Source organism: Thalassospira sp. ABL2_045, from assembly GCF_056161285.1.
In genome coordinates, this window is record NZ_JBSWYV010000014.1 from 59,407 (window position 1) to 79,926 (window position 20,520).

The window sequence follows — 20,520 nt, forward strand, 5'->3', positions numbered from 1 at the left end:
ATGGCGAAATCGCAAAAGGCAGTACCTGAGGACACGGCAACAGATGGGGCAGATATCGCTCATCTGCGCGCCCGCTTTCAAAAGGCGATGGAACGTCGGCGCAATTGGCTTTCGCATTGGCAGGATTGCTATGAATTTGCCCTGCCACAGCGCAATGCGGCAGCAAGTCACCAGACAAACGGGGGCAAGCGGCTGGATCGGGTGTTTGATGCGACTGCATCCGATGCGGTCGAACAGCTTGCCGCCAGCCTGATGGCCGAAATCACCCCGCCCGGTGGCGGCTGGTTTGAGTTGGAGTCGGGTGGCAATGTCGCCAATGCGGATCGGCAGGTTTTGACCGAGCAACTTGGCCGGGCCGTTCGGATTTTGCAGGGGCATTTTGATCGCTCCAACTTTGCGGTCGAAATGCATCAGGCGTTTCTGGATCTGGTGACGGCCGGGACTGCGTGCTTGCGCCTTGAAAAGGCCGATCTGCACAGCCCGTCTGCTTTGCGCTTTACCGCCGTGCCCTTGCGCGATCTGGCGTTTGAAGAACGGTCCGATGGCAAGATGGATGCAGTGTTTCGCAAGCTTGCCCTTACCCGTGATGAAATCACGCAAACCTGGCCGGGTGCCAAGGGCGTTCGCGATGATCAGGATGACAAGGACGCGCCCAAACGCATCACGGTGATTGAGGCCGTCCTGCCCGCAACCGATGGCAAAACCGGCTATGAGCTGTGTGTTTTTCGCGAAGACGGCGAAGCCAATACGGGTGATCTGATCTATCGCGACCGCTTTGATGTGTCGCCCTATATCGCCTTTCGCTGGATGAAGGCCCCGGGCGAGATTTATGGCCGGTCGCCGGTGATGAAGGCGCTGCCCGATATCAAGACCGCCAACAAGGTGGTTGAGTTGGTTTTGAAAAATGCCTCCATCGCCGTCACCGGTATCTGGCAGGCCGATGATGACGGGGTGCTGAACCCTGCCACCATCCGGCTGGTACCGGGCAGTATCATCCCCAAGGCAGTGGGATCAGCCGGGCTGAAACCGCTTGAGGCACCGGGGCGCTTTGATGTGTCGGATCTTGTGCTGTCTGATTTGCGCGATCGCATCCGGCGCTGCTTGCTGGCCGATCGGTTGGGCCAGACCGATCAACCGGGCATGACTGCGACCGAGGTGCTGGAACGCGCGTCCGAAAACGCAAGGCTTTTGGGTGCAACCTATGGCCGGTTGCAGGCGGAATTGCTGTATCCGCTGATCCGGCGTGCACTTTATATCCTGACCCAAACGGGCGAGCTTCCCGACATCCCGCTTGATGGCGATGTTGTCGTGCTGCGTCATGCGGCGCCCTTGGCGCAATTGCCAAAACGGGTACAGGCAGGCCAGGCGCTTGATTGGCTGTCGCGCATTGCCGCGCTTGGGCCGGAGGCATTGGTCGAGGTCGATCTGCCCGTCATGGTTCGCTGGCTTGCCGATCAGTTTGGCGTGCCCGACCATCTGTTGCGGCCAAGCCTACCGCCTGAAATCGCGGAGGCGGTGTGATGAGCGATAACGGATGGGACTGGTTTGAAGCCGAGAACGAGACGCTATCAGAAAACGGCAGCGATCACTGGCAAACCTGTTTTAACAGTGATGCCGGATCACAGGTTCTGGCCGATCTCGAGCGCCATTTCCTGCACACCGCCCTTGGCCAGGAGGCCAGCAATGCGGCGCTCTGGATGCGCGAAGGGCAACGGGCGCTGGTGCTTCAGATCAAGCGGTTGGCGCAGGGCTTAAAAGAGGTGTGAGCTTGCTGCTCGAGGTCCCCGCTTTCGCGGGGATGACGTTTGTTCTTTGCACCTGTTCTGTCTACCGTCATCCCCGCGAAGGCGGGGATCCCGAGCCACATGTCCCAAACAAAGCTTGATCCACTTAGCGGAGTGTTCGCATGACCACCGAACCCGACCTTCTTTCGCCGGAAGTCGCGGCATCTGATGTGCCGGAAACACCGGAAACATCCGAAACGCAAGAGGCAGACGATACCGGCAACGAGACGCCTGAAACCATGCTTGATCCGACAGCCCTGGCTGAGCTGGTGCCCGAAACGCCGGATGCCTACGCAATCACCTTGGCAGATGGCATGGGGGAGATTGACGCCGATCTGAACGAGCGCCTGCATGATGCTGGGTTCAGCAACGCCCAGGCGCAGCTGGTCTATGATCTGGCGGGAGAGGTACTGTCACCGATTCTGGGTGATCTCGATCAGGCGGCCCGGCGCGCAACGGACCGGGCTGCTCTGGCGGCCGAGTTTGGCGGGGCGGAAAGCTGGAAGAAGCTCGCGCCGAAAATTGAAAGCTGGGGCAAGGCCAATCTGCCGGAAGCCGCCTTTGAAACGCTGTGTCAAAGTGCCGATGGCGTGCGGGCCATGCATCGCATGATGGCGCAAAACAATGAGGCCGTGCTTGGCAAAACTGACGGCGGGGCGGGGGAGACAAATCTGCGTGCGGAAATCCGGCGCAAGATGAATGATCCGCGCTATTGGCGTGATCGGTATCCGACACTGGTAGCCGAGGTGCAGGCGGATTTTGCCCGCCTGTCCGGGGAATAGCCTGACCTAAAACAGCTGATCCGCACGGTCCATGACCGCGTGGACATAATCGGGGATCGGGGTCATCGGCAAAAGGAAATACCCCGCAACTCCCAGCCCGATCAGGCTGACAACAAGCAAAACCGACTTCTTCACGGCAGACACTCTTTTTCTTATTTGTAACGCACAGGCAAGCCCTTCGGGTGCAACAGGTCGGGGCAAATCCGGTGCGTGTCCCAACGTGAGACGGCTTCCTTAAAACATCAAACCATGACCGGAAAATGACCGGGTTTGGGGCAATTGTGGCAAATGCTGCAATTGAACCTCGGCGGCTGCCTGTATGCAGGAAAATTCATATCTGAAACAAGGGGATAAAAGGCGATGACAACCACGATTGATCAAAGCTTCATCGACCATTTTCAGGCCGATGTGCATCAGGCCTATCAACGCATGGGATCAAAACTGCGCAACACGGTGCGGGTGAAAAATGCGATCAAGGGCGCGACCACGGTGTTCCAGAAGGTCGGCAAGGGCACAGCGACCACCAAGGCCCGCCACGGCAAGGTGCCGGTGATGAATGTCGATCACGAGGCGGTGCGTTGTGACTTGCGCGATTACTATGCCGGCGACTGGGTAGATGCGCTTGATGAGCTCAAGATCAACCATGATGAAAAGATGGTTCTGGCCAATGCCGGGGCCTATGCGCTCGGCCGCAAGACTGACGAGCTGATTATTAATGCCCTGGTCGGCGCCGATGATGTCGTGCCCGATAATACCGAGGGCATGACCCTTGATAAGGTCATGATGGCGTTCGAAAGCCTTGGCGACCGCGATGTACCCGATGACGGTCAGCGTTATGCGATTGTCGGCTGGAAACAATGGTCGGAGCTGCTTCTGATCGATGAATTTTCACGATCTGATTATATCGGTGACGAGGATCTGCCGTGGAAGGGCACACAGGCCAAACGCTGGCTCGGTACCCTTTGGATGCCCCATTCGGGCCTGCCGGTGGCAAGCGGCATTCGGTCTTGCTTCTGGTATCACCGCACCGCAATTGGCCATGCCATCGGTTCCGAGGTGCAGTCCGACATTACCTGGCACGGCGATCACGCGGCACACTTTGTCAATAATTCCATGAGCCAGGGCGCAACGCTGATTGATGGCGATGGTGTGGTGTGTTTGCAAGCGCAGGAATAACCCGCTGATCCGACTTTTCCCGAACCAAGGAGACCCAAATGGCAGAAGGTTTCAAAGCCAGAAACCTCAGTGTTCTGGCCTACGCCAACGGCTTCACGCTGTGGCACTACATCACCCCGGACGTCGCCGCCGACGTCGATACCGCCGACTATTTTGCTGATGCGCGTGACATGCTGCGCGTCGGCGATTTCATCGTCGCCAACACCAACCGCGATGCGACCCTGTCCGGCGGCCTGTTCGTCGTCGCAAGCTCCGGTTCAAATGGCGTCGATGTGCGCGACATGACGGCGGTCGGCACCTCAAACACCGACTGATCGGGGCCGATCCGATCCAACCCTTTTTATCCTCCCTCAACCTCGCCCCGGTGACAGATGTTGCCGGGGTTTCTTTTCTCCGAAACAAGGAACGCTTTATGGATCAAACGGTTAAATTTTGTTCGGACGTCAATATTGCCCAGTTCGCAGCTTTCGCGGGTTACTTTGCAATCAACGGACAAATTTCGGCAGCGAGCGCCAACACGCTGAACATTCCCGAATGTCTGGTCAATATTGGTGGGAATGGTCACGGTTATTTTCTGGATACCCAGTCCGATTGGTCGATTGTTGATCCGTCCCATCATGATGGTTCGCTCAACACCTTGGCGCTCGGCGATGATATCAATCTGTTTGCGGTTGATGCAGATGACGGAACGTCAGAAGCCAAATTGATTGCCAGTAAGAATGTCGCTTTCCCTGATGGGTATGACGCCACCAACAGCCGCAAAATCGGCGGGTTCCACTACGGCCGCGTGCGCCCGGTCGCCAATCGATATGATTTGTCATACATGCCGACGGTGCAGATCGTCCCCAACAGTGTCTGGGATTTGAAACATCGCCCAACTTGTGATCCGACAGGCATGGTCGAAATCGTCCCCGGCGGGTTCTGGGCCGATATCTACCTGAACTCCGAGGGCACCGGCACTTGGCCGGAAAATGTACCCGTCAGTCGCTATGGTGTAACCCCGATCAAGGATGATGTGTACGCCCGTACCGACTTCCACCTGCTTGTGCGCAATGCGGGCAAGCGCCTTCCGACAGTTGAAGAATTCCTCACTTATGCAGAGGGTGCGCCAGCTGGCCAGGATGGCAACAATACCTATGCTTGGTCGGCGACCTCCAATACCGGGCCGACAACCACTGGTGATGTCGAGAAATCGGTATCCATGTTCAATGTCGTTGATCCGGTAGGTAATCTTTGGGAATGGCTGGATAATCATCTCGACCTTGGTGGTAATTTTAGCCATGGCACCTCTGTTGTAAATGTGGGCAAGGACTCCAGTACGCCGCGTGGTCTTGGTTATCTTGGTGATTGGCGCTGCTTCTTCGGTGGTTGGACGTATGACAGTGGTGCAAGCTGCGGTTCTCGTGGCATCAGCTCTGCCGCAGTTCCGCCCCTTGCGGAGGGCGTTGTCGGACTACGCGGCATCTGCGACGCCCTTTAGAAATCAAAACATCTGATAAAGACCTGAAAGGTTTTTCTCCCCGGTGACATTCGCTGCCGGGGTTTCTTTTACTAAACAATGGAGAGTGCTTATGCAGGGTTCTACACCAGTGGAATGTGAAGTTCTGAACGTTATCCAGAGTGCGGGCATCTGGCCCGACTGCGATGACAAGACCCAGTTGCTTCAAGCCATCGAGACGCTGATTGCTGGCGGTGGCTCTGGCGGCGGTGGTGTTATCGCTGGCAGTGAAATCGGTTCGGTTTCGGCGTTCGCCATGCCAACCCCGCCGACCGGCTGGCTGGTTTGTGATGGTTCGGCTATCTCGCGCACCGAGTATGCCGATCTGTTTGCCGCCATCGGGACGCTTTGGGGGCATGGTGATCAAGTATCCACCTTCAACCTTCCGGACCTTCGCGGCGAGTTCGTGCGTGGTTTTGATGATGGGCGTGGTGTGGATACCGGTCGTTTGTTTGCATCTGCACAGATGGGAAATGTCGGGGAACACAAACACCAAACAAATATCCAATGGACCGGTGGTTACCCGAATTATCTCTATTGGGATCACCCAAACACAGAATTTGGCTTAGGTGATTCCCATATCGGTTCGATTGACAACTGGGTGGCAAGTGATACCCAATCGACGGTCTCTACCCAGTACACTTTGACTGATAACCCATACAGTGGGACAGAAAATGGTAACACCCGTCCACGCAACGTCGCGATGACCTACGCAATTAAGGCGTTCTATCCGACGTCTGCATAAGTCGTTCTATCAAATCCGCTACCCCCGGCAGGGCTTCCTTGCCGGGGTTCATTTTTACCCGAATTGGAGAATTCATATGCAGTGTTTGAACCCGGTTGAAAGTGAAGTTCTCAATGTCGTTCTCGCAGCCGACATCGCCCCGGATCGCATGGATGACACCCAGCTGTTGCAGGCGCTTGAAACCCTGTTTGGCGGTGGCAGTTCTGCGGGTGGCTCAGTTCCGGTTGCGACCATCCTGCCGTTTGCCGGTTCGGTGGCACCGGAAGGCTTTATGATCTGTGATGGTGCGGAGCTTCTGGCGGCGGACTATGCTGACCTGTTTACCGCGATTGGCACGATCTATGGTGTCGGGCAGGCTGCGGGCAGTTTCAAGCTGCCGGACCTGCGGGGTCGGGCACCGATTGGTGCCGGGCAGGGTGATGGCCTTTCGGATCGTGTGATTGGTGCGGCTGATGGTGAAGAAACCCATCAGCTTACGATTGATGAGATGCCGTCTCATGATCACAAATATGGATCAATGCATCAGAATTACTATGGCATGAATGCTTACACTTACGTTGGGGTTAAGCCCAACGCACAGGTTCAATACAGCGTTTCGCCAACCGGCGGCGATCAGCCGCACAACAATATGCAGCCGTATCTGGTGGTGAATTACATCATCAAGGTCTGATTAGCTGCGAGCGACAACCTTGCGGAGCCCGGTTTTCCGGGCTCCGTTTTTGTTGGGGGGAATGATGGCGTTAAGTGATGTGGCGCTGTGTGCACGCGCATTGGTGATGGTTGGGGCGGCGCCGATTTCGTCTTTTGAGGAAGACGTCGCCGAGGCCGAGATTGCCCGCATGCTGTATCCGAGCGTGCGGGACGGGGTGCTGGCGGGCTATCCGTGGCGGTTTGCCGGGCGGGGGGCCTGGTTGTCACGTCTGGCGGACGGGGATGAGGCAAGTTCCCCGAAGGATGGCAGCAAGCTGTTTGCCTTGCCGCGCGACTTTATCCGATTGCTGTCGCTGGAAAATGAGGGGGGCAAGATCGCGTCTTTCGAGCTGCGCGATCAGGCGATCAAGGTTGCGGGCGATAGTGCCTATCTTGCCTATGTCGCGCGCTTGCCCGAGGGCAGTTTTCCGGCCTGGTTTGATCTGGCGCTGATGGCGCGGCTGGCGGCCGAGTTCTGCCTGCCGCTGACCGAAAGCAGCACGCGGGCGGAGTATTTGTTCAAGCGGGCCGAGGATCAGTTGCGCGAAGCACGGCTTGCCGATGCGCAGCAATCCACCCCGCAGGCGATTGATGATTTTTCCCTGATTTCTGCAAGGAACTGAGCCCATGGCACGCCGTGTTCTGGAGAAAAATACCTTTTCGACCGGCGAACTGGCGCCTGAATTGTGGGGGCGGTCGGATCTGAGCGCCTATGCCAACGGGGCGGCCCGCCTGCGCAATGTGTTTATCGAGCCTTCGGGCGGGGTGCGCCGGCGTCCCGGTATTCGATTGATCGATGAATTGCCGGGTGCTGCCCGCCTGATCCAGTTCGAATTCAATACCGAGCAGACCTATTTGCTGGCCTTTGGCGATAACCGGGCACTGGTGTTTGAAGACGGGGTTGAGACGATCTGGTTTGAAACCACGTTTGGCGCTGAACAGCTTGATCTTCTGAACTGGACGCAAAGTGCCGATACGCTTCTGGTCGTGCATCCTGATGCCCAGCCGGTCAGGATTACGCGCACAAGCGATGGCACCTGGCAAACTACCCTTTGGGTCTGGCGCGAAACCAATTTCAAAACCAGTCAGCCCTATTACAAATTCGTCGATCCGGCAGCAACCCTGACCCCGTCGGGCACCAGCGGGACGGTCCAGCTCAGTGCCAGTATGGATGTGTTTGTGCCGGGCCATGTCGGGACGCTTTGGCGGATTCAGGGGATTGAGGGCGAGATCTCCACCGTGACCGATGCCCGTACCGCGACCATCGCGCTCAAACAGAGCTTGCCCAATGCCAATGCGACGGTTGATTTTGTCGAGCAGGCCTTTTCCGATGTGCGCGGCTGGCCGCGCAGCGTGACCTTTCATCAGGACCGGCTGATCATTGGCGGATCGCGGGATTTGCCCAACCGTTTGTGGATGTCAAAATCCGGTGACCTGTTCAATTTCGAACTGGGCGAGGGGCTGGATGACGAGGCGATTGAATTTGCCCTGCTGGCCGATCAGGTCAATGCGATCACGGGTATTTTCGCCGGGCGTCATTTGCAGGTCTTTACCAGCGGGTCGGAATGGATGGTCACGGGCGATCCTTTGACACCGGCCAATGTGCAGGTCACGCGCCAGACCCGGATTGGCAGTCAGAGCGATCGCACGGTGCCACTGGTCAATGTCGACGGCGCAACGCTTTTTGCCGGGCGGAGCGGGCGCGAAATTCGTGAATTCCTGTTTACCGATGTCGAGCAGGCCTATGGCTCGGCCGATCTGGCCTTGCTGTCACGCCATTTGATCCGTGATCCGATTGATCAGGCCTTTGATCCTGATCGGCGCCTGTTGCATGTGGTGATGAAGGACGGCTCGCTTGCGACCCTGACACTGTATCGCAGTGAAGCGATCACCGCCTGGTCGGCGCAATCGGTTAAGGGATGTGCTTTTAGATCCGTTTCGGTATCCGGCGGGGATGTCTATGTCGTGCTGGAACGTGACGGGCGTTATTTCCTCGGCGTGTTTGACGCGACATGTGGCTTTGATTTGTACCGTCGTCAGACGGTGGCCGAGGGCGATCCGCCGCGCCGACAATGGGGCAATCTTGATCCGCTGGATGGGCTTGATGTCAGTGTCTGGGGCGATGGCGTTCTTGCCGAAGACGTGCCGGTTGCCGGGGGCACCATAACGGTGCCCGATCACATCGGGGCGGTGTCTGAGGTCGAGGTCGGCTTGCCCTTTACGCATGAAATTTATGCCCTGCCGCCGGCCGCATCGGATGGCAGTCGCCCGCATGGCGGCAATGCTGTGCGGCTGGTCTCGGTCACCTTGCGCTTGCAGGAAACCGGGCAGCTGCGCGTTGATACCGGACGGGGATTGCGCGATGTCGCGTTGCCGGTATCGGCGGCGCCCGGCGAAGAAGATGCGCACTATAGCGGGGAAATCACGCTGCGTGCGCTTGGCTGGCGGCGGGGCAGTGGCGGGACAGTCAAAAGCGGATTATGGCGCATCGCCGGGGCATTGCCCCGGCCTTTTTTATTGCTCGGTGCGGCCAGTGAAATGGGGGTGAATGACTGATGGGTGGATTTACATCAATCGTGCCGATGGCGGCATCGGTGCTGCAAACCGGACAACGGATCGCGGCCAATCAAAGCAACGCACAAAGCCGGATTGATCAGGGCGAAGCCGCCCGCCAGGCCGAACTGGCAGAACTTGAAGCACGCCAGCGCGAGGATGCGGCCAAACGCGAAGAAGACCTTCGGCGGCGTCAGGCAACCGCCCGTGCCCGGCAAGGCGCATCGGGCCTGATGGCCGGTGGGTCGGGGTCGGCCAGTGCGGTGCTGGCCGGGTTTGAAAAGGCGGCGCGTCAGGATGCCGATCTGGACGCGGATGCGGCCAATCGCAGACGAAGCCGCATCAATCAACAGGCCGCCTGGCGCGAAAAGTCGCTGTTGCGATCCGCCGAGGATGACACGGTCGCGCGGCTGAATGCGTGGTTTTCCAAACGCGATGGCTGGGGCTGAGGTTCCGGGGTTGAAGTTTTTAGGGGGGAGAAGCTATGGGCGCTGTTTTTGCCAATCAGATCCCGGCTGCCATCGCTTTTGTCGGCGACGGTGCGCGCGCGAGTTTTCCGTTTGATTTTGATGTGTTTGACGTGGGTGATGTCCGGGTTGCCATTGATGGCAGTGAAACCGAAACCGGCTTTCACATCGCCCTGACGCCGGCCGATCAGGGCGGGGGTGGCGTGGTGCAATTTGAAACCCCGCCGGCAAATGGCAGCACCATTACCCTTGCCCGGCAATTGCATTTGCGCCGGCTGAGTGCCTTTGACGCCATGTCGATCCCGCGTGGTGATACGCTGGAGCGTGATCTTGATTTCATGACGGCCGCCCTTGGTGATGTGGATCGTACCCTTTCCGGTACGCTGCGTTTTGGCCCGGATCAGGACACACCCGTGTCGGCGGAATTGCCGGGGGTTGAACCCGGTCGGGCCCTGATCTGGAACAGTGATGGCAGCGGGATTTCCAATGGTCCAACCGGCGATGAAATCGCGCAAGCCGGCACCAAGGCAAGTCAGGCACAGGATGCGGCCAACCGGGCGGAGGCCGCCGAAAGCCGGTCTGAAACCGCCGCAGCGTCGTTCGAACGATCAAACGCCTCGGCGATGCTCAATCTTGATTTTCGCAGTGGCGATCTGCTGGCGTGGGAGGATGAGCGCCGCATGCCGGTGATTGATGCCCCGGTTAGCCGGATCATGGATATCCGCGAAACCGGATCGCTGGTTCGGTTATCCAGCGGGGCGCAATTGACCCTGCCGGTGGCGTCACTCGCGCGCAACGGCGTGCGCTATCGTGTGTTTAACGGCGACGGCACGATGGTTGATATCACAACAGCCGCAGGGAATGTCATCCGCCCGACCCATGGCGGGGCGGAAGTCACAGTCTATGGGCTTCCGACACGCGGCGACATGGTCGATCTGATCTGTGATGGCACGCGCTGGTTCGCGGCCCCTATCCATGAGAGCGGCCCGGTGATCAAGCTTTCGCGCGTGGCCAGCCAATCCATCCCGGCCGGCGGCGCGTTTCTGATCGAATGGGATCAGGTAATCGAAGATAGCCACGGTCATTATGATAGCGGCGTGCACGGTGTGACGGGGCTTCCACCCGGTTTTTATCATGTTGATATAGCCGTACGTTTTCCCATTACCGACCAGTCGGTCTCTACGACATTGTCACTCGAACGCTTTGATGGCACGGATTGGTCCAGCCATTTGCAAAGCAATGACATCACGGCGATGGGCAGTGGCGCGTCGCACAGTTTGCGGCTGAATGGTATCGCCCGGATCGGCACCACGCCGGGGACGGGATTGCGCCTGCGCCTTTGGCATAGCGACAGCGAAACGCGCGAAATCGGCGACCATGATCTTTCGACCTGGTGTCACATCCATCGCATTGGCGGCTAGCGCGCCACCACCCACCAACAGCCAATTAAATGGAGATGCATCCAATGGGATTGCGTTATCAGCCGCTTGCGGCCGGCATGAGCTTTGCACGCGCCAGTACCAAACTCGTGCGTGGCCCAAACGGCCTGCTTGAAACCCGTACGATGGATGAGCCGGCCTATGATCATGACAGGCTTGGTCGGCGCCTGGGCCTTCTGATCGAAGGGGCGGCGACCAATTTGCTGCGCTACTCCAACGCCTTTGACAATGCGCTTTGGGAAAAGAACAGCGGGGTAACGGTCGCCAGCAGCGCCATTGCCGCCCCGGATGGCAGCCTGAGCGCAATGCAGCTTGACCTGCCTGGCAGTGCCGCCGGTGCAGACGGGCTTTATCAGAATGTCGGCGGGCTTGTCGCAAGCGAAACCTATAGCTTCGCCATCTGGATGCGGGCGGTTTCCGGCACGGTCGATATCACGCTGGGCGGCATTGACGGGCCGTCCGCACATGGCTTCACGGTGGATGAAACCTGGCAGCGGGTCTGGATCGCGGAACCGGCATCAGGCAGCACGCGCTACCCGAAAATCAGCACGGCCATCAGCGCCCTTCCGGCCTCCGTCCTGATCTGGAATGCGCAGCTTGAAGCGGGCCCTGCTCCGACGAGCGATATCATCAGCAACGGCATCCCGGCTGCACGCGCCTGTGATGATGTAAGGCTTGATGCTGGCGACTGGTTTGCCCAAGGGCGCGGCACATTGGTGTTTGATCTGCACACCGCGCGCGATTGGGCGGGCATCTGGCGGATCGTGCAGCTTTACGCGTTAAGCCTCAATGACGATCATCTTGATCTTGGCTATGACAGTGCTGCCGATCAGCTGCGCATTTCACTGCGCAAGGATGGCGTGCCGATCGTCACCCAGTCGCTTTATGGCACCCTTGCCAAGGATACCCGCCATCGCATTGCGCTGGCGTGGGATGATGATGTGATTTCGTTGGGGCTCGATGGTGTGGTGCTGTCCTCGCCCGATGGCTTTGCCATACCGCGCAATTTTTCCAACATTGTGCTGGGATCATTTGGGGGGGCGGAAAAGGCGATGAATGGGCATTTGCGCAATCTTTCTTATTGGCCGGAAAAGCTTTCCAATGCGCGGCTGTCTGAACTTTCAACGGTTTGATCCCATGAGCGCGCAGAAATCAACAGACCCGATCACGGCGCTGCAAACCCGGCTTCTGGGTGAGCTGCCCGACGACATCGCCATGGCGCGCGATGCCTATCACCGCTTGGCCCGCGAGGCCGCCGGGATCATGGATGCCAAGGAATTCTCCGCCCATCAGGCGGCCTGCAAGGCGGCCCTTGGTCATCTTGAAAGCCTGATCAAGCTGCTGCGCTGGGCGTGTGAGGGGGCAGTGGACGCGGGCGGCGACGGACGTGACAAAAACAACGTCGAGCAGCTCATCGCCGAGGCGAGAAGTACATTGAAACGGTAGGGATCGTGTTCGAGGTTCCTACCTTCGCGGGAACGACGGGGCATATTTCGTCATCCCCGCGTAGGCGGGGATCTATCTTGCCGCTATGTGCAAGCGTGTGCGGATGCCCGCCCGTGCGGGCATGACGAAAAGGGGGCTGCTGGGAAAAGGACTGCTCAGCTATTCAGTTGATCGAAAAGATCGCGCCAATCTGGGTTGTGTTCTTCAATAAGATGGATTTTCCACGCGCGCCGCCATTTCTTCATGCGTTTTTCGCGCAGAATGGCATCCGGCATGGTGCTATGCGGCTCAAAGTGAACGAGACGTTTGATGTCGTATCGCTTGGTGAAGCCGGGAACATCGCCCATTCGATGCTGGTGGATGCGTTGACGCAAATCGCTGGTAACGCCGATATAAAGCGTGCCATTCGGGCGACTTGCAAGGATGTAAACGAAGGGCTGTTTCATAGGGAGAGCTTAGCACAGCTTTTGGTTGTGCGGGATGTTGGTTGTGGAGTGTGTTGCACGAGATCCCAGCCTTCGCGGGGATGACGGTTGGGGAAAAGTTCCTTTAGTCGTTTCGTCATGCCCGCGCAGGCGGGCATCCATGGCGCGGCTGGTTCTGTGGAACTTGCTGTTCGGGGTTCCCGTACCTGCCGTCGCGGGCACAGGCTCCGCGCGGGAATGAAGGTGGTGACATGTTGGAGTGGGGAATTCCGATGTCTCAATTTGCCCGCTTCGCCGAATTCGTCTGGATCTGGGATCAGATGTTGGGGCTTTCGCTGCCTATCCATCATCGCAAGATGGCCGATTGGCTGGAGGAGTGCTGGGAAAACGGCAAGCGGGAAATGCTTTTGATGGCGTTTCGCAATTCCGGCAAATCAACTCTGGTCGGGCTGTTTTGTGCCTGGTTGCTCTATCGAAATGCCGATTTGCGCATTCTCGTTCTGGCCGCCGATCTGGATCTGGCGAAAAAGATGGTGCGTAACGTCAAGCGTGTGATTGAGCGTCATCCGTTGATGAGTTCGCTCTTGCCCGAAAAGCTTATCGATTGGGGGAGCGAGCGGTTTACGGTCACGCGGACGGCGGTATTGCGTGATCCGTCGATGCAGGCGGTGGGGATTGGCGGCAATATTACCGGATCGCGGGCCGATATCGTGATTTGCGATGATGTCGAGGTGCCCAAAAACAGCGACACCGCCCGTAAAAGATCCGAGCTGAGCGAAAAGCTCTCCGAGATCGCCTATGTGCTGGGGCCGACAGGGGCACAGCTTTATGTTGGCACGCCGCACAGCTATTACTCGATCTATGCCAAGGAGGCCCGGGCCGAGGTCGGCGAGGCAGCACCCTTCCTGGCCGGTTCTTCACGCTTTGAGCTGCCCATCGTCAATAAGGACGGGACATCAAACTGGCCAGAACGGTTTGACGCCGCCGCGATCAAGGCCATGCGCGCCCGCACGCCGGAGCGCAAGTTTCAAAGCCAGATGATGCTTGAAATGATGGCCCCGGTGGCAGGCATCCTCGACCCCGCCAAACTGCGGTTCTATGACGGCGCGGCCGAGATCACCCATGGCAATGGCCGCATGACGCTTCGCATTGGCGGGCGCACCATGGTCGCAAGCGCCTGTCATTTCGATCCGAGTTTCGGGTCGCTCCGCGGTGACGGGGCGGTGGTGGCGTGTGTTTATATCTGTGATCAGGGCGAATACTGGCTGCAGGATATGGCCTGGCTGCGGGCATCTGATCCGAGTGTCCAGACTGATCCGGCGACAAACGGCGATATGCCATGGCGCGATGAGGCCAGCCAGCTTTGCGCGCAGGTCGCAGACTTCATGGCGCGCCATCACCTGCCATCCGTCCGGGTTGAGACCAATGGCATTGGCCGGTTCCTGCCTAATATCTTGCGTCGGGAACTGAAATCAATCGGATGGGCGGCCAGCGTCGTAGAACATTATGAGAGCACCAATAAAGCCACCCGGATCGAGGATGCCTTTGGCGCGGTGATGGGGGCGGGGTTGTTGCATGTGCATGAAGGTGTTCGCCAGACACCGTTTCTGCGCCAGATGCGTGATTGGCATCCCGATGGCAATGGCCCGGATGACGGGCTGGATGCGGTGGCGGGCTGCATTTTGCATGATCCGGTGCGCTTGCCACGGGTCGATATGCCGATCAGACGGACCGACTGGCGGGGCAAAAGCGGGATGTTCCGGGCCGAGAGCCACTTCAACCCGTGAGAACGGGCTTTCAATCTGCAGAGCCTGAATGGAAGCTCCGGCACGGTTTGATTTGAATAATTTTGCTCAATATCAAGGCTTTACTCGCGGGAAATGCCGGTGGCCTTTTCGAGAGGAAAGTCGAAGCATAGTGGGGAAAATTATTCAAACCCTTTGGGCGTCTTGATTTTGAGCGATTTTGTCGTTGAAAACGTCACACAGGGAGCGGCCCTTGTGAGACGTATTCGCCTAAAAATCACTACAAAATCAAGACGTCAAAACATGCCGGAGCTTCTATTCAGGCTCTTGGGGAAGAAAAAACTTTCCCACAATGCCAAATGGTTAGCAGGGCCCTGTATCACATTTGTGAAATGTTCATGGAAAATTCAGCTTTGGTCCCTACGTTTATTATATGAAAGAATAGTAAGGAATTTTTCTTCCTATACCAAAGTGAGTATTTAAGCCAGATATGCAAGGTCGCCGGCGTATCGAAACCGGCACAAGGAAACGGCCAAAGATCATTTGTTGATCCATTTCGCAGTACAGGAAAACAAGACGTCCATGTGGGCGCACCTGACTGTCAGGAGGCCTGACCATGTTGAAAACACTGAGCTTGATTGCTGTGGTGGCAGGTGCCGTTGCAGTTACCATTCCCCAAGCCTCGGCATCCCCGGTCTGCGGGGATCGATCCAAGGTGATCGATAGCCTGAGCGCGAAATATTCCGAAGAACCGGTCGCAGTTGGCGTCACGTCCAATGGTGGCGTGATTGAGGTGCTCAAAGCGCCCGATGGCCAGACCTGGACCATCCTGTTTACATATCCGTCCGGCCCAAGCTGCCTTGTCGCCTCTGGCGAGGCCTGGCAGGACCTTGAAGAAAAGCTGAAAGGCCCGGCAGCCTAGATTTGATGCCGGTCGCCTCCTGAATGCTTTGACCGCTTCTCCAGCCCGTGGGGTGTCGCCCCGGGTGGAGGTGCGGTCGACCTGACCCGCAAGCCATCGGTTTGCGGGTTTTTCTTTGTCCGAAAATCGAGGCCCCCATGACCCTGCCTGCGACCCAGACGGTCGATGTGATCTGGTGGATCACGGCTGTTGAAATCCCTGCTGTTGCGAGCCTGTTCTGGCTCCATTGGCGCATGCGATCCGAACTTCTCGGTCGTGTCGAACAACTGCGCACGCGCGCGGAAACCGATGCCAGCGATCTGCGCGATGCCTTGGCGGCCTTCAAGCTTGATGTCGCGCGCAACTATGTCTCCATCCCCTATCTCAAGGATGTCGAAAAACGTCTGACCGGCCATTTGCTCCGGATCGAGGCCAAGCTCGACATGCCCCCAATCCCCGGCAAAAAGGATCTGAGCCTATGACCGAACCCCAAACCCTGACAGCACAGCCACTCACCGATCCCGATGCGCTGCCCGAGGTCGAGGTGCTTGCCCGAACGCTTTATGGCGAAGCCCGCGGCGAAGAACTCGCCGGGATCGAGGCGGTGGCCGCCGTCATCCTCAACCGGGTGGCGTTTGCCAAACGACGCGGGCGTTATTGGTGGGGCAATGACGTGAAGTCGGTGTGCCTGAAACCGGCACAGTTTTCCTGCTGGAACGAAGCCGATCCCAACCGCAAAAAACTTCTCGCACTCAGCCCGCGCGACCCGGCCTACCGGTTGTGCAAACGCATCGCCAAGCGCGCGGTGGCGGGAGAGCATCCCGATCCGACCGATGGTGCCACCCACTATCACACCCGCGCGGTCGACCCGTTCTGGGCGCGCGGCCATGTGCCGGTGGCCGAGATTGGGGGGCACCTGTTTTACAAAAACATAGGTTAGGGAGGTTCACATGATCCCGGCATTGCTCGCCCAGATCGGCCTGCCGCTTTTGATGAAGGCGGTGGGTGCAGGGCTTGATCATATCGACAACCCGATTGCCAAGACGGCGGTCGAGGGCCTCAAGCAGGTCGAAAAAGCGGTCACCAAGGGCGACGTTATGCCCGAACAAATCCATGCTGCCAACCGTCACACCGAACGCATGGCCGAAATCGAACTGGCCCGCGATACCGAGACGCTCAAATCGGTCAACCGCACCATCCGCGCCGAGGTCGCCAGCGAAGACGCCTTTGTCCGCCGTTGGCGCCCCAGCTTCGGCTATGCCGTCGCGCTGACCTGGATCATGACCATGGGCGCAATTGCCGCCGCCATCATCCTGACACCACTCCAAGCACCCGCCATCATCGCAGCGCTCGTCAATACCAGCCCAATCTGGGGCATTGCGCTGGGCGTTTTGGGCGTGAGTGTGGTGAAACGGAGTGCGGATAAGCGTTTAGGGGGCTCTAATACGCCGAATTAGGGCGTATTGAAGTTCCTGATTAATTTGAAAGTGATGTTGCGGTTTGTTGCATCAAGTATCTCAAGCTCCGAGCCTTTGTAGCCAATGATTTGTGACTCACTTAGGTCATACTCGACATCATTGTTAAATGCAGGTCTTGCGTAGCTGTTTGAAAATTCGCGGTAACCAATGTTGATCTTGGTGCCAACTTTGCCGCTATAGATCAAAGTTTGCTGGAAACCATCGGCTTCCAAACTTGGGCGCTTTGTGCGTGTAAAGGGCTGGTTGCTGTCGCAAACCTTTCCGCCATAGATGGAGACCCCGCAAATGATGTTGTCGTTTTTCATCACTTGAATTGCTTCGAATGGGTCGGTTAGAGCTCCGCTAGTAACTCTACCGCCTTCCGGAGTTTGCTCGGGAAGAAAAAACTCGCTCGTTTTGTCTTCGCCCACTTTCACGTAATACCCAGGAGCGAGCGTGTAGCTGCCCAATCCGCCGACTGTGATGCTCTGGGAAACCTGAATAGCATCGCGTTCTACATATTTACCTTGGCGCAGCATCGTGTCACCTACACCAACCGTCGTAGTGCTGCCAACTTCAGGTAAAGATATCTCTGTGGAGACCGGGACATAATTGTACTGAGGTGAAGCACATGCTGCCAAAATAAGTGGTAGCAAAGCGGCTAGAAGGTGTATTTTAGAACGCATGTTAGGCACCGTTGAAGGTCAGAGAGTATCAGGTCTGTCTAATTTTTATTTTCAAAGTAAACCGTAAACTTCATAAATGCTCAAGGTTGTCATTAGTTGATCTCTCAACTTTTGCTGGCGCTTGCGGCTCGCATGCCAATTGTGTGTCGGATGAAAGCCTCAATTTCCTCATTGGAATATCCAAGTAGCGCTCCCATCCGCGCGGAATCCGCGTCGTGATCCTTAACGGTTCCGGCACACAGGTTGCGGCATAGGGGCAACGCTTCATCAACCCGCCATTCCTCGCCGGGTAGAGCGTAGAACAGGTAACGCATTGGGTAAGGGTCTTTGGGGATGATTTCTTCAACCCGGATGATCCGGCCCGCTTTGACATGCGGGGCGAAATCGGCGTCGGGGAAATAGTCGCTGACATGGACGGCGTCCGAGAACATTGCCATCGGTTTTGTTCCGGCCAGCATCAATTCCAGTTCACGGTCATTATGCGGGCCGATGCCCGGCGGGAGTTCAAAATCATCATCCATGCTTCAAGTTTGCCACGAAAGTCATCTGAAGCACAGGGACGACGTTTCTGCGGGCGTCAGGTTTGGCTTGCCTGCAGAAACGTTTGTTTTGGGTGCTGATTACAGCGCAATCTCAAGGTTCTTCATCACCTTGCCCTGACCACCTGCGAGAAGGCCGGTGATGCGGTCGTTTTTGAGGTCCAGCGTCACCTTGATCTGGCTCGGCGATGGTTCGGCCATGAATTCGCCCTGGGCGATCAGGAACGTGTCCTTTTTCATGTCCAGCAGGTCATGGAGCACGCAGGCCAGTGGGCCGGCGGCCATGCCGGTGGCGGCTTCCTCGGCAATGCCGTAGCGCGGGGCGAACATGCGGGTGGTGGCGTCGATGTTTGCGTCGTCAGCGCCACCGGTTTCGGTGGTGAAAATGTAATAGCCGATAAGATCAAGCTTCTCGCTAATCGCGTTGATGGCGTCCTGATCGGGCGTGATGTTGGCCAGCGTCTTCTGATCTTTGACCGCGATGACGATGAAGTTGTTGCCCGTGTTGACCAGCACCGGGCGGGCGCGGTCATCGAGATCATCGGATGTGATCGCGAGCGATTTCAGGACATCACAGAGCGTGACGCCGTGATCAGGCCAGCTGCTGGCCGGAGTGTAGGTCGGGGCGAGTTGCTCCATATAGGCCATGCCGTGATCAAGGATGATCTTGCGCGGGCCATCGACGGTTTCCTTGGATGTTTCGCCATCGCCAAAGCGTGCCAGTTCGGCGAGGTAGGAGAAGGTCGCGATGGTCGCATGGCCGCAATGGGCGATGCGTTTGGTCGGGGTAAAGAAATCAAGCTTGATGCCGCAACTCTCGGATTTCGAGACAAAGGCGGTTTCCGACAGGCCGACTTTCTGCGCGATCAAAAGCTTTTGCGCGTCGCTATATTGATCGGCATTGAGCACGACACCGGCCGGGTTGCCGCCCGTTCCGTTTTTCACAAAGGCATTGACGATTTGGACCGGGACGGTGTGGGTGTTTTCTTGAGATGTACTCATGGCTCTATTCCTGCTAAAATCTGTGTTGAAGCTGTTTTAATTGTTTTGGCAGGGATTCTGGACTCATATATAGATGAAGAAATCTCATGAAAGTTCTCGCGAGTATCTGATTGCGCGGGCGAGCCATCTGGCCCCGGTGTTGGCCGCCATCGCCAGCGAAAACAGTTTCAGCAAGGCAGCCGAAAAGCTTGGCGTGCATCAATCCGCCGTCAGTCACCGGATTACCCAGCTGGAAGAGGCGCTTGGCTTTGCGCTGTTTGAGCGCACCACGCGCCAGATCACGCCGACCGAATATGGCCGGGTGCTGTGTGCGGCCGCCCTTGAGTCCGTCGATGTCTGGGATCAGGCGTTTGAGCGGCTGGAGAAATTCAGAACGGCGGGCACAGTGCGCCTGTCGGTTGCATCGGCCCTTGCGATGAAATGGGTGCTGCCCAATCTGGCGAGCGCACAGGACGCCGGGCTTGAGATTGCTTTGGATGTCAATGACAGGCCGGTGGATTTCAGCAATGGCACGATTGATGCCGCCATCCGCTTTGGCGCCGGGCCGTATCCGGGTCTGCATTCGACATTGTTGAAAAAAGCCGAGATCGTGCCGGTCGCAAGTCCTGGCTATTGCGCCGGGGATCGGACGTTTGCGGATGTGGTTGGCGCGCCCGAGATCACTTTGCTCAAGGATGCGGTGGGTGAGCGCGATGGCACGGATTTCAGTTGGGGTTATTATGCCGGGCAGGCGGGGTTGGGCATCAACGAGGATGCCAACGCACTGGCCTTTGATCGCGCCGATCTGGTGTTGCAGGCCGCAATTAACGGCATGGGCATCGGGCTTGGTCGCACGCTTCTGATTGAAGGCGATATTGACCAAGGGTTTCTTAAGCCCGTCGGCAAGCCGGTACCGATGAAATCGGCCTATTGGCTGGTTTGCAGTCCAGAATTTGCCAAGACGGAGCGCCATGCGAAGCTTTTGGCGTGGCTGAAGGGTCAGATGAAATTGCTTGTTTGAGTTTAGCCTGAACGCAGTGGCTTCATATAGCTGATTTTAATGGATATCTTCGATTCGAGGTGTTGGCGATCTCGAAAGAGGCCCTTGAATGCTTGTTGTTGGTGCGCGTGTCGATCTGGTGTATGTGCAAGAAAATCTTATGTAGTTATTCTTAGTTGTTGAAAAAACTACCTAAGATTGTTTGA

The 20,520-nt window shown here is 57.4% G+C and carries 25 protein-coding genes; 20 read left to right on the forward strand and 5 right to left on the reverse strand.

All coding sequences use genetic code 11. The annotated features are described in order from the left end of the window. The 3 genes from ACXAIA_RS17345 to ACXAIA_RS17355 all read left to right on the forward strand — a co-directional run bounded on the left by ACXAIA_RS17345 (position 1) and on the right by ACXAIA_RS17355 (position 2,566). Positions 1-1,521 (forward strand): portal protein, encoded by a 1,521-nt coding sequence (locus ACXAIA_RS17345; RefSeq protein ID WP_475350442.1) that lies wholly within the window; start codon positions 1-3, stop codon positions 1,519-1,521. Beyond that, entirely contained in the window at positions 1,521-1,766 is a 246-nt protein-coding gene (locus ACXAIA_RS17350) for a Bbp19 family protein (RefSeq protein WP_475350443.1), read from the forward strand. The genes ACXAIA_RS17345 and ACXAIA_RS17350 overlap by 1 nt, the downstream gene beginning before the upstream one ends. A gap of 140 nt (positions 1,767-1,906) precedes the next feature. Next, a complete protein-coding gene (locus ACXAIA_RS17355) occupies positions 1,907-2,566 on the forward strand; it encodes a capsid assembly protein (protein ID WP_475350444.1) in 660 nt (219 codons plus the stop codon). A gap of 6 nt (positions 2,567-2,572) precedes the next feature. Here the strand turns inward: ACXAIA_RS17355 and ACXAIA_RS17360 are convergent, their stop codons facing one another. Then, entirely contained in the window at positions 2,573-2,701 is a 129-nt protein-coding gene (locus ACXAIA_RS17360) for a hypothetical protein (protein ID WP_475350445.1), read from the reverse strand. Positions 2,702-2,926: 225 nt separating this feature from the next. Between ACXAIA_RS17360 and ACXAIA_RS17365 the strand changes: the two genes are divergently transcribed. From ACXAIA_RS17365 to ACXAIA_RS17415, 11 genes are all read left to right on the forward strand, one after another. After that, entirely contained in the window at positions 2,927-3,742 is an 816-nt protein-coding gene (locus ACXAIA_RS17365) for a phage capsid protein (protein WP_475350446.1), read from the forward strand. A gap of 38 nt (positions 3,743-3,780) precedes the next feature. After that, positions 3,781-4,056, forward strand: coding sequence for a hypothetical protein (locus ACXAIA_RS17370; RefSeq protein ID WP_475350447.1), 276 nt, complete (start codon positions 3,781-3,783; stop codon positions 4,054-4,056). A 98-nt stretch (positions 4,057-4,154) separates the two neighbouring features. Then, complete coding sequence (locus tag ACXAIA_RS17375) at positions 4,155-5,222, forward strand: phage major tropism determinant (protein WP_475350448.1); 1,068 nt, start codon at positions 4,155-4,157, stop codon at positions 5,220-5,222. 91 nt (positions 5,223-5,313) lie between these two features. Further along, positions 5,314-5,985: a phage tail protein gene (locus tag ACXAIA_RS17380; RefSeq protein ID WP_475350449.1), complete on the forward strand. Its 672-nt coding sequence runs from the start codon at positions 5,314-5,316 to the stop codon at positions 5,983-5,985. Positions 5,986-6,061: 76 nt separating this feature from the next. After that, positions 6,062-6,655 carry a phage tail protein gene (locus ACXAIA_RS17385; RefSeq protein ID WP_475350450.1) on the forward strand — a complete coding sequence of 198 codons (594 nt, stop codon included), beginning with the start codon at positions 6,062-6,064 and terminating at the stop codon, positions 6,653-6,655. A gap of 64 nt (positions 6,656-6,719) precedes the next feature. Continuing rightward, on the forward strand, positions 6,720-7,298 hold the full coding sequence (locus ACXAIA_RS17390) for a phage connector family protein (protein WP_475350451.1): 579 nt from the start codon (positions 6,720-6,722) through the stop codon (positions 7,296-7,298). Positions 7,299-7,302: 4 nt separating this feature from the next. Then, positions 7,303-9,231: a phage tail protein gene (locus ACXAIA_RS17395; protein ID WP_475350452.1), complete on the forward strand. Its 1,929-nt coding sequence runs from the start codon at positions 7,303-7,305 to the stop codon at positions 9,229-9,231. Then, the gene (locus tag ACXAIA_RS17400; protein WP_475350453.1) at positions 9,231-9,677 is read left to right on the forward strand and encodes a hypothetical protein; all 447 of its coding nucleotides are present in this window, start codon (positions 9,231-9,233) and stop codon (positions 9,675-9,677) included. Before ACXAIA_RS17395 ends, ACXAIA_RS17400 begins: the two co-directional genes overlap by 1 nt. A 35-nt stretch (positions 9,678-9,712) precedes the next feature. Next, entirely contained in the window at positions 9,713-11,116 is a 1,404-nt protein-coding gene (locus ACXAIA_RS17405) for a hypothetical protein (RefSeq protein ID WP_475350454.1), read from the forward strand. A gap of 44 nt (positions 11,117-11,160) precedes the next feature. Continuing rightward, a complete protein-coding gene (locus tag ACXAIA_RS17410) occupies positions 11,161-12,267 on the forward strand; it encodes a phage head spike fiber domain-containing protein (RefSeq protein WP_475350455.1) in 1,107 nt (368 codons plus the stop codon). 4 nt (positions 12,268-12,271) lie between these two features. Next, on the forward strand, positions 12,272-12,580 hold the full coding sequence (locus ACXAIA_RS17415; protein WP_475350456.1) for a hypothetical protein: 309 nt from the start codon (positions 12,272-12,274) through the stop codon (positions 12,578-12,580). 155 nt (positions 12,581-12,735) lie between these two features. On the opposite strand, the gene ACXAIA_RS17420 is transcribed toward ACXAIA_RS17415, so the two are convergent. After that, complete coding sequence (locus ACXAIA_RS17420; protein ID WP_475350457.1) at positions 12,736-13,026, reverse strand: GIY-YIG nuclease family protein; 291 nt, start codon at positions 13,024-13,026, stop codon at positions 12,736-12,738. A 251-nt stretch (positions 13,027-13,277) separates the two neighbouring features. On the opposite strand from ACXAIA_RS17420, the gene terL reads away from it, so the two are divergent. From terL to ACXAIA_RS17445, 5 genes are all read left to right on the forward strand, one after another. Beyond that, positions 13,278-14,792, forward strand: coding sequence for a phage terminase large subunit (gene terL, locus ACXAIA_RS17425; RefSeq protein ID WP_475350458.1), 1,515 nt, complete (start codon positions 13,278-13,280; stop codon positions 14,790-14,792). A 574-nt stretch (positions 14,793-15,366) separates the two neighbouring features. Further along, a complete protein-coding gene (locus tag ACXAIA_RS17430) occupies positions 15,367-15,672 on the forward strand; it encodes a hypothetical protein (protein WP_044829400.1) in 306 nt (101 codons plus the stop codon). 137 nt (positions 15,673-15,809) lie between these two features. Further along, a complete protein-coding gene (locus ACXAIA_RS17435) occupies positions 15,810-16,133 on the forward strand; it encodes a hypothetical protein (protein WP_475350459.1) in 324 nt (107 codons plus the stop codon). Beyond that, positions 16,130-16,591 (forward strand): cell wall hydrolase, encoded by a 462-nt coding sequence (locus ACXAIA_RS17440; RefSeq protein WP_475350460.1) that lies wholly within the window; start codon positions 16,130-16,132, stop codon positions 16,589-16,591. The genes ACXAIA_RS17435 and ACXAIA_RS17440 overlap by 4 nt, the downstream gene beginning before the upstream one ends. Positions 16,592-16,601: 10 nt before the next feature. Then, the gene (locus tag ACXAIA_RS17445) at positions 16,602-17,108 is read left to right on the forward strand and encodes a 3TM-type holin (protein WP_475350461.1); all 507 of its coding nucleotides are present in this window, start codon (positions 16,602-16,604) and stop codon (positions 17,106-17,108) included. On the opposite strand, the gene ACXAIA_RS17450 is transcribed toward ACXAIA_RS17445, so the two are convergent. The 3 genes from ACXAIA_RS17450 to ACXAIA_RS17460 form a co-directional block, all read right to left on the reverse strand. Then, positions 17,105-17,794 (reverse strand): hypothetical protein, encoded by a 690-nt coding sequence (locus ACXAIA_RS17450; RefSeq protein WP_475350462.1) that lies wholly within the window; start codon positions 17,792-17,794, stop codon positions 17,105-17,107. The two genes, ACXAIA_RS17445 and ACXAIA_RS17450, sit on opposite strands and share 4 nt — an antisense overlap. A gap of 104 nt (positions 17,795-17,898) precedes the next feature. After that, positions 17,899-18,315, reverse strand: coding sequence for a hypothetical protein (locus ACXAIA_RS17455; RefSeq protein ID WP_475350463.1), 417 nt, complete (start codon positions 18,313-18,315; stop codon positions 17,899-17,901). Positions 18,316-18,414: 99 nt separating this feature from the next. After that, entirely contained in the window at positions 18,415-19,335 is a 921-nt protein-coding gene (locus ACXAIA_RS17460; RefSeq protein ID WP_475350464.1) for a PhzF family phenazine biosynthesis protein, read from the reverse strand. Positions 19,336-19,408: 73 nt separating this feature from the next. Here ACXAIA_RS17460 and ACXAIA_RS17465 point away from each other — a divergent pair, with 73 nt between their 5' ends. Beyond that, positions 19,409-20,335 carry a LysR family transcriptional regulator gene (locus ACXAIA_RS17465; protein WP_475350465.1) on the forward strand — a complete coding sequence of 309 codons (927 nt, stop codon included), beginning with the start codon at positions 19,409-19,411 and terminating at the stop codon, positions 20,333-20,335. Positions 20,336-20,520 lie beyond the last annotated feature (185 nt).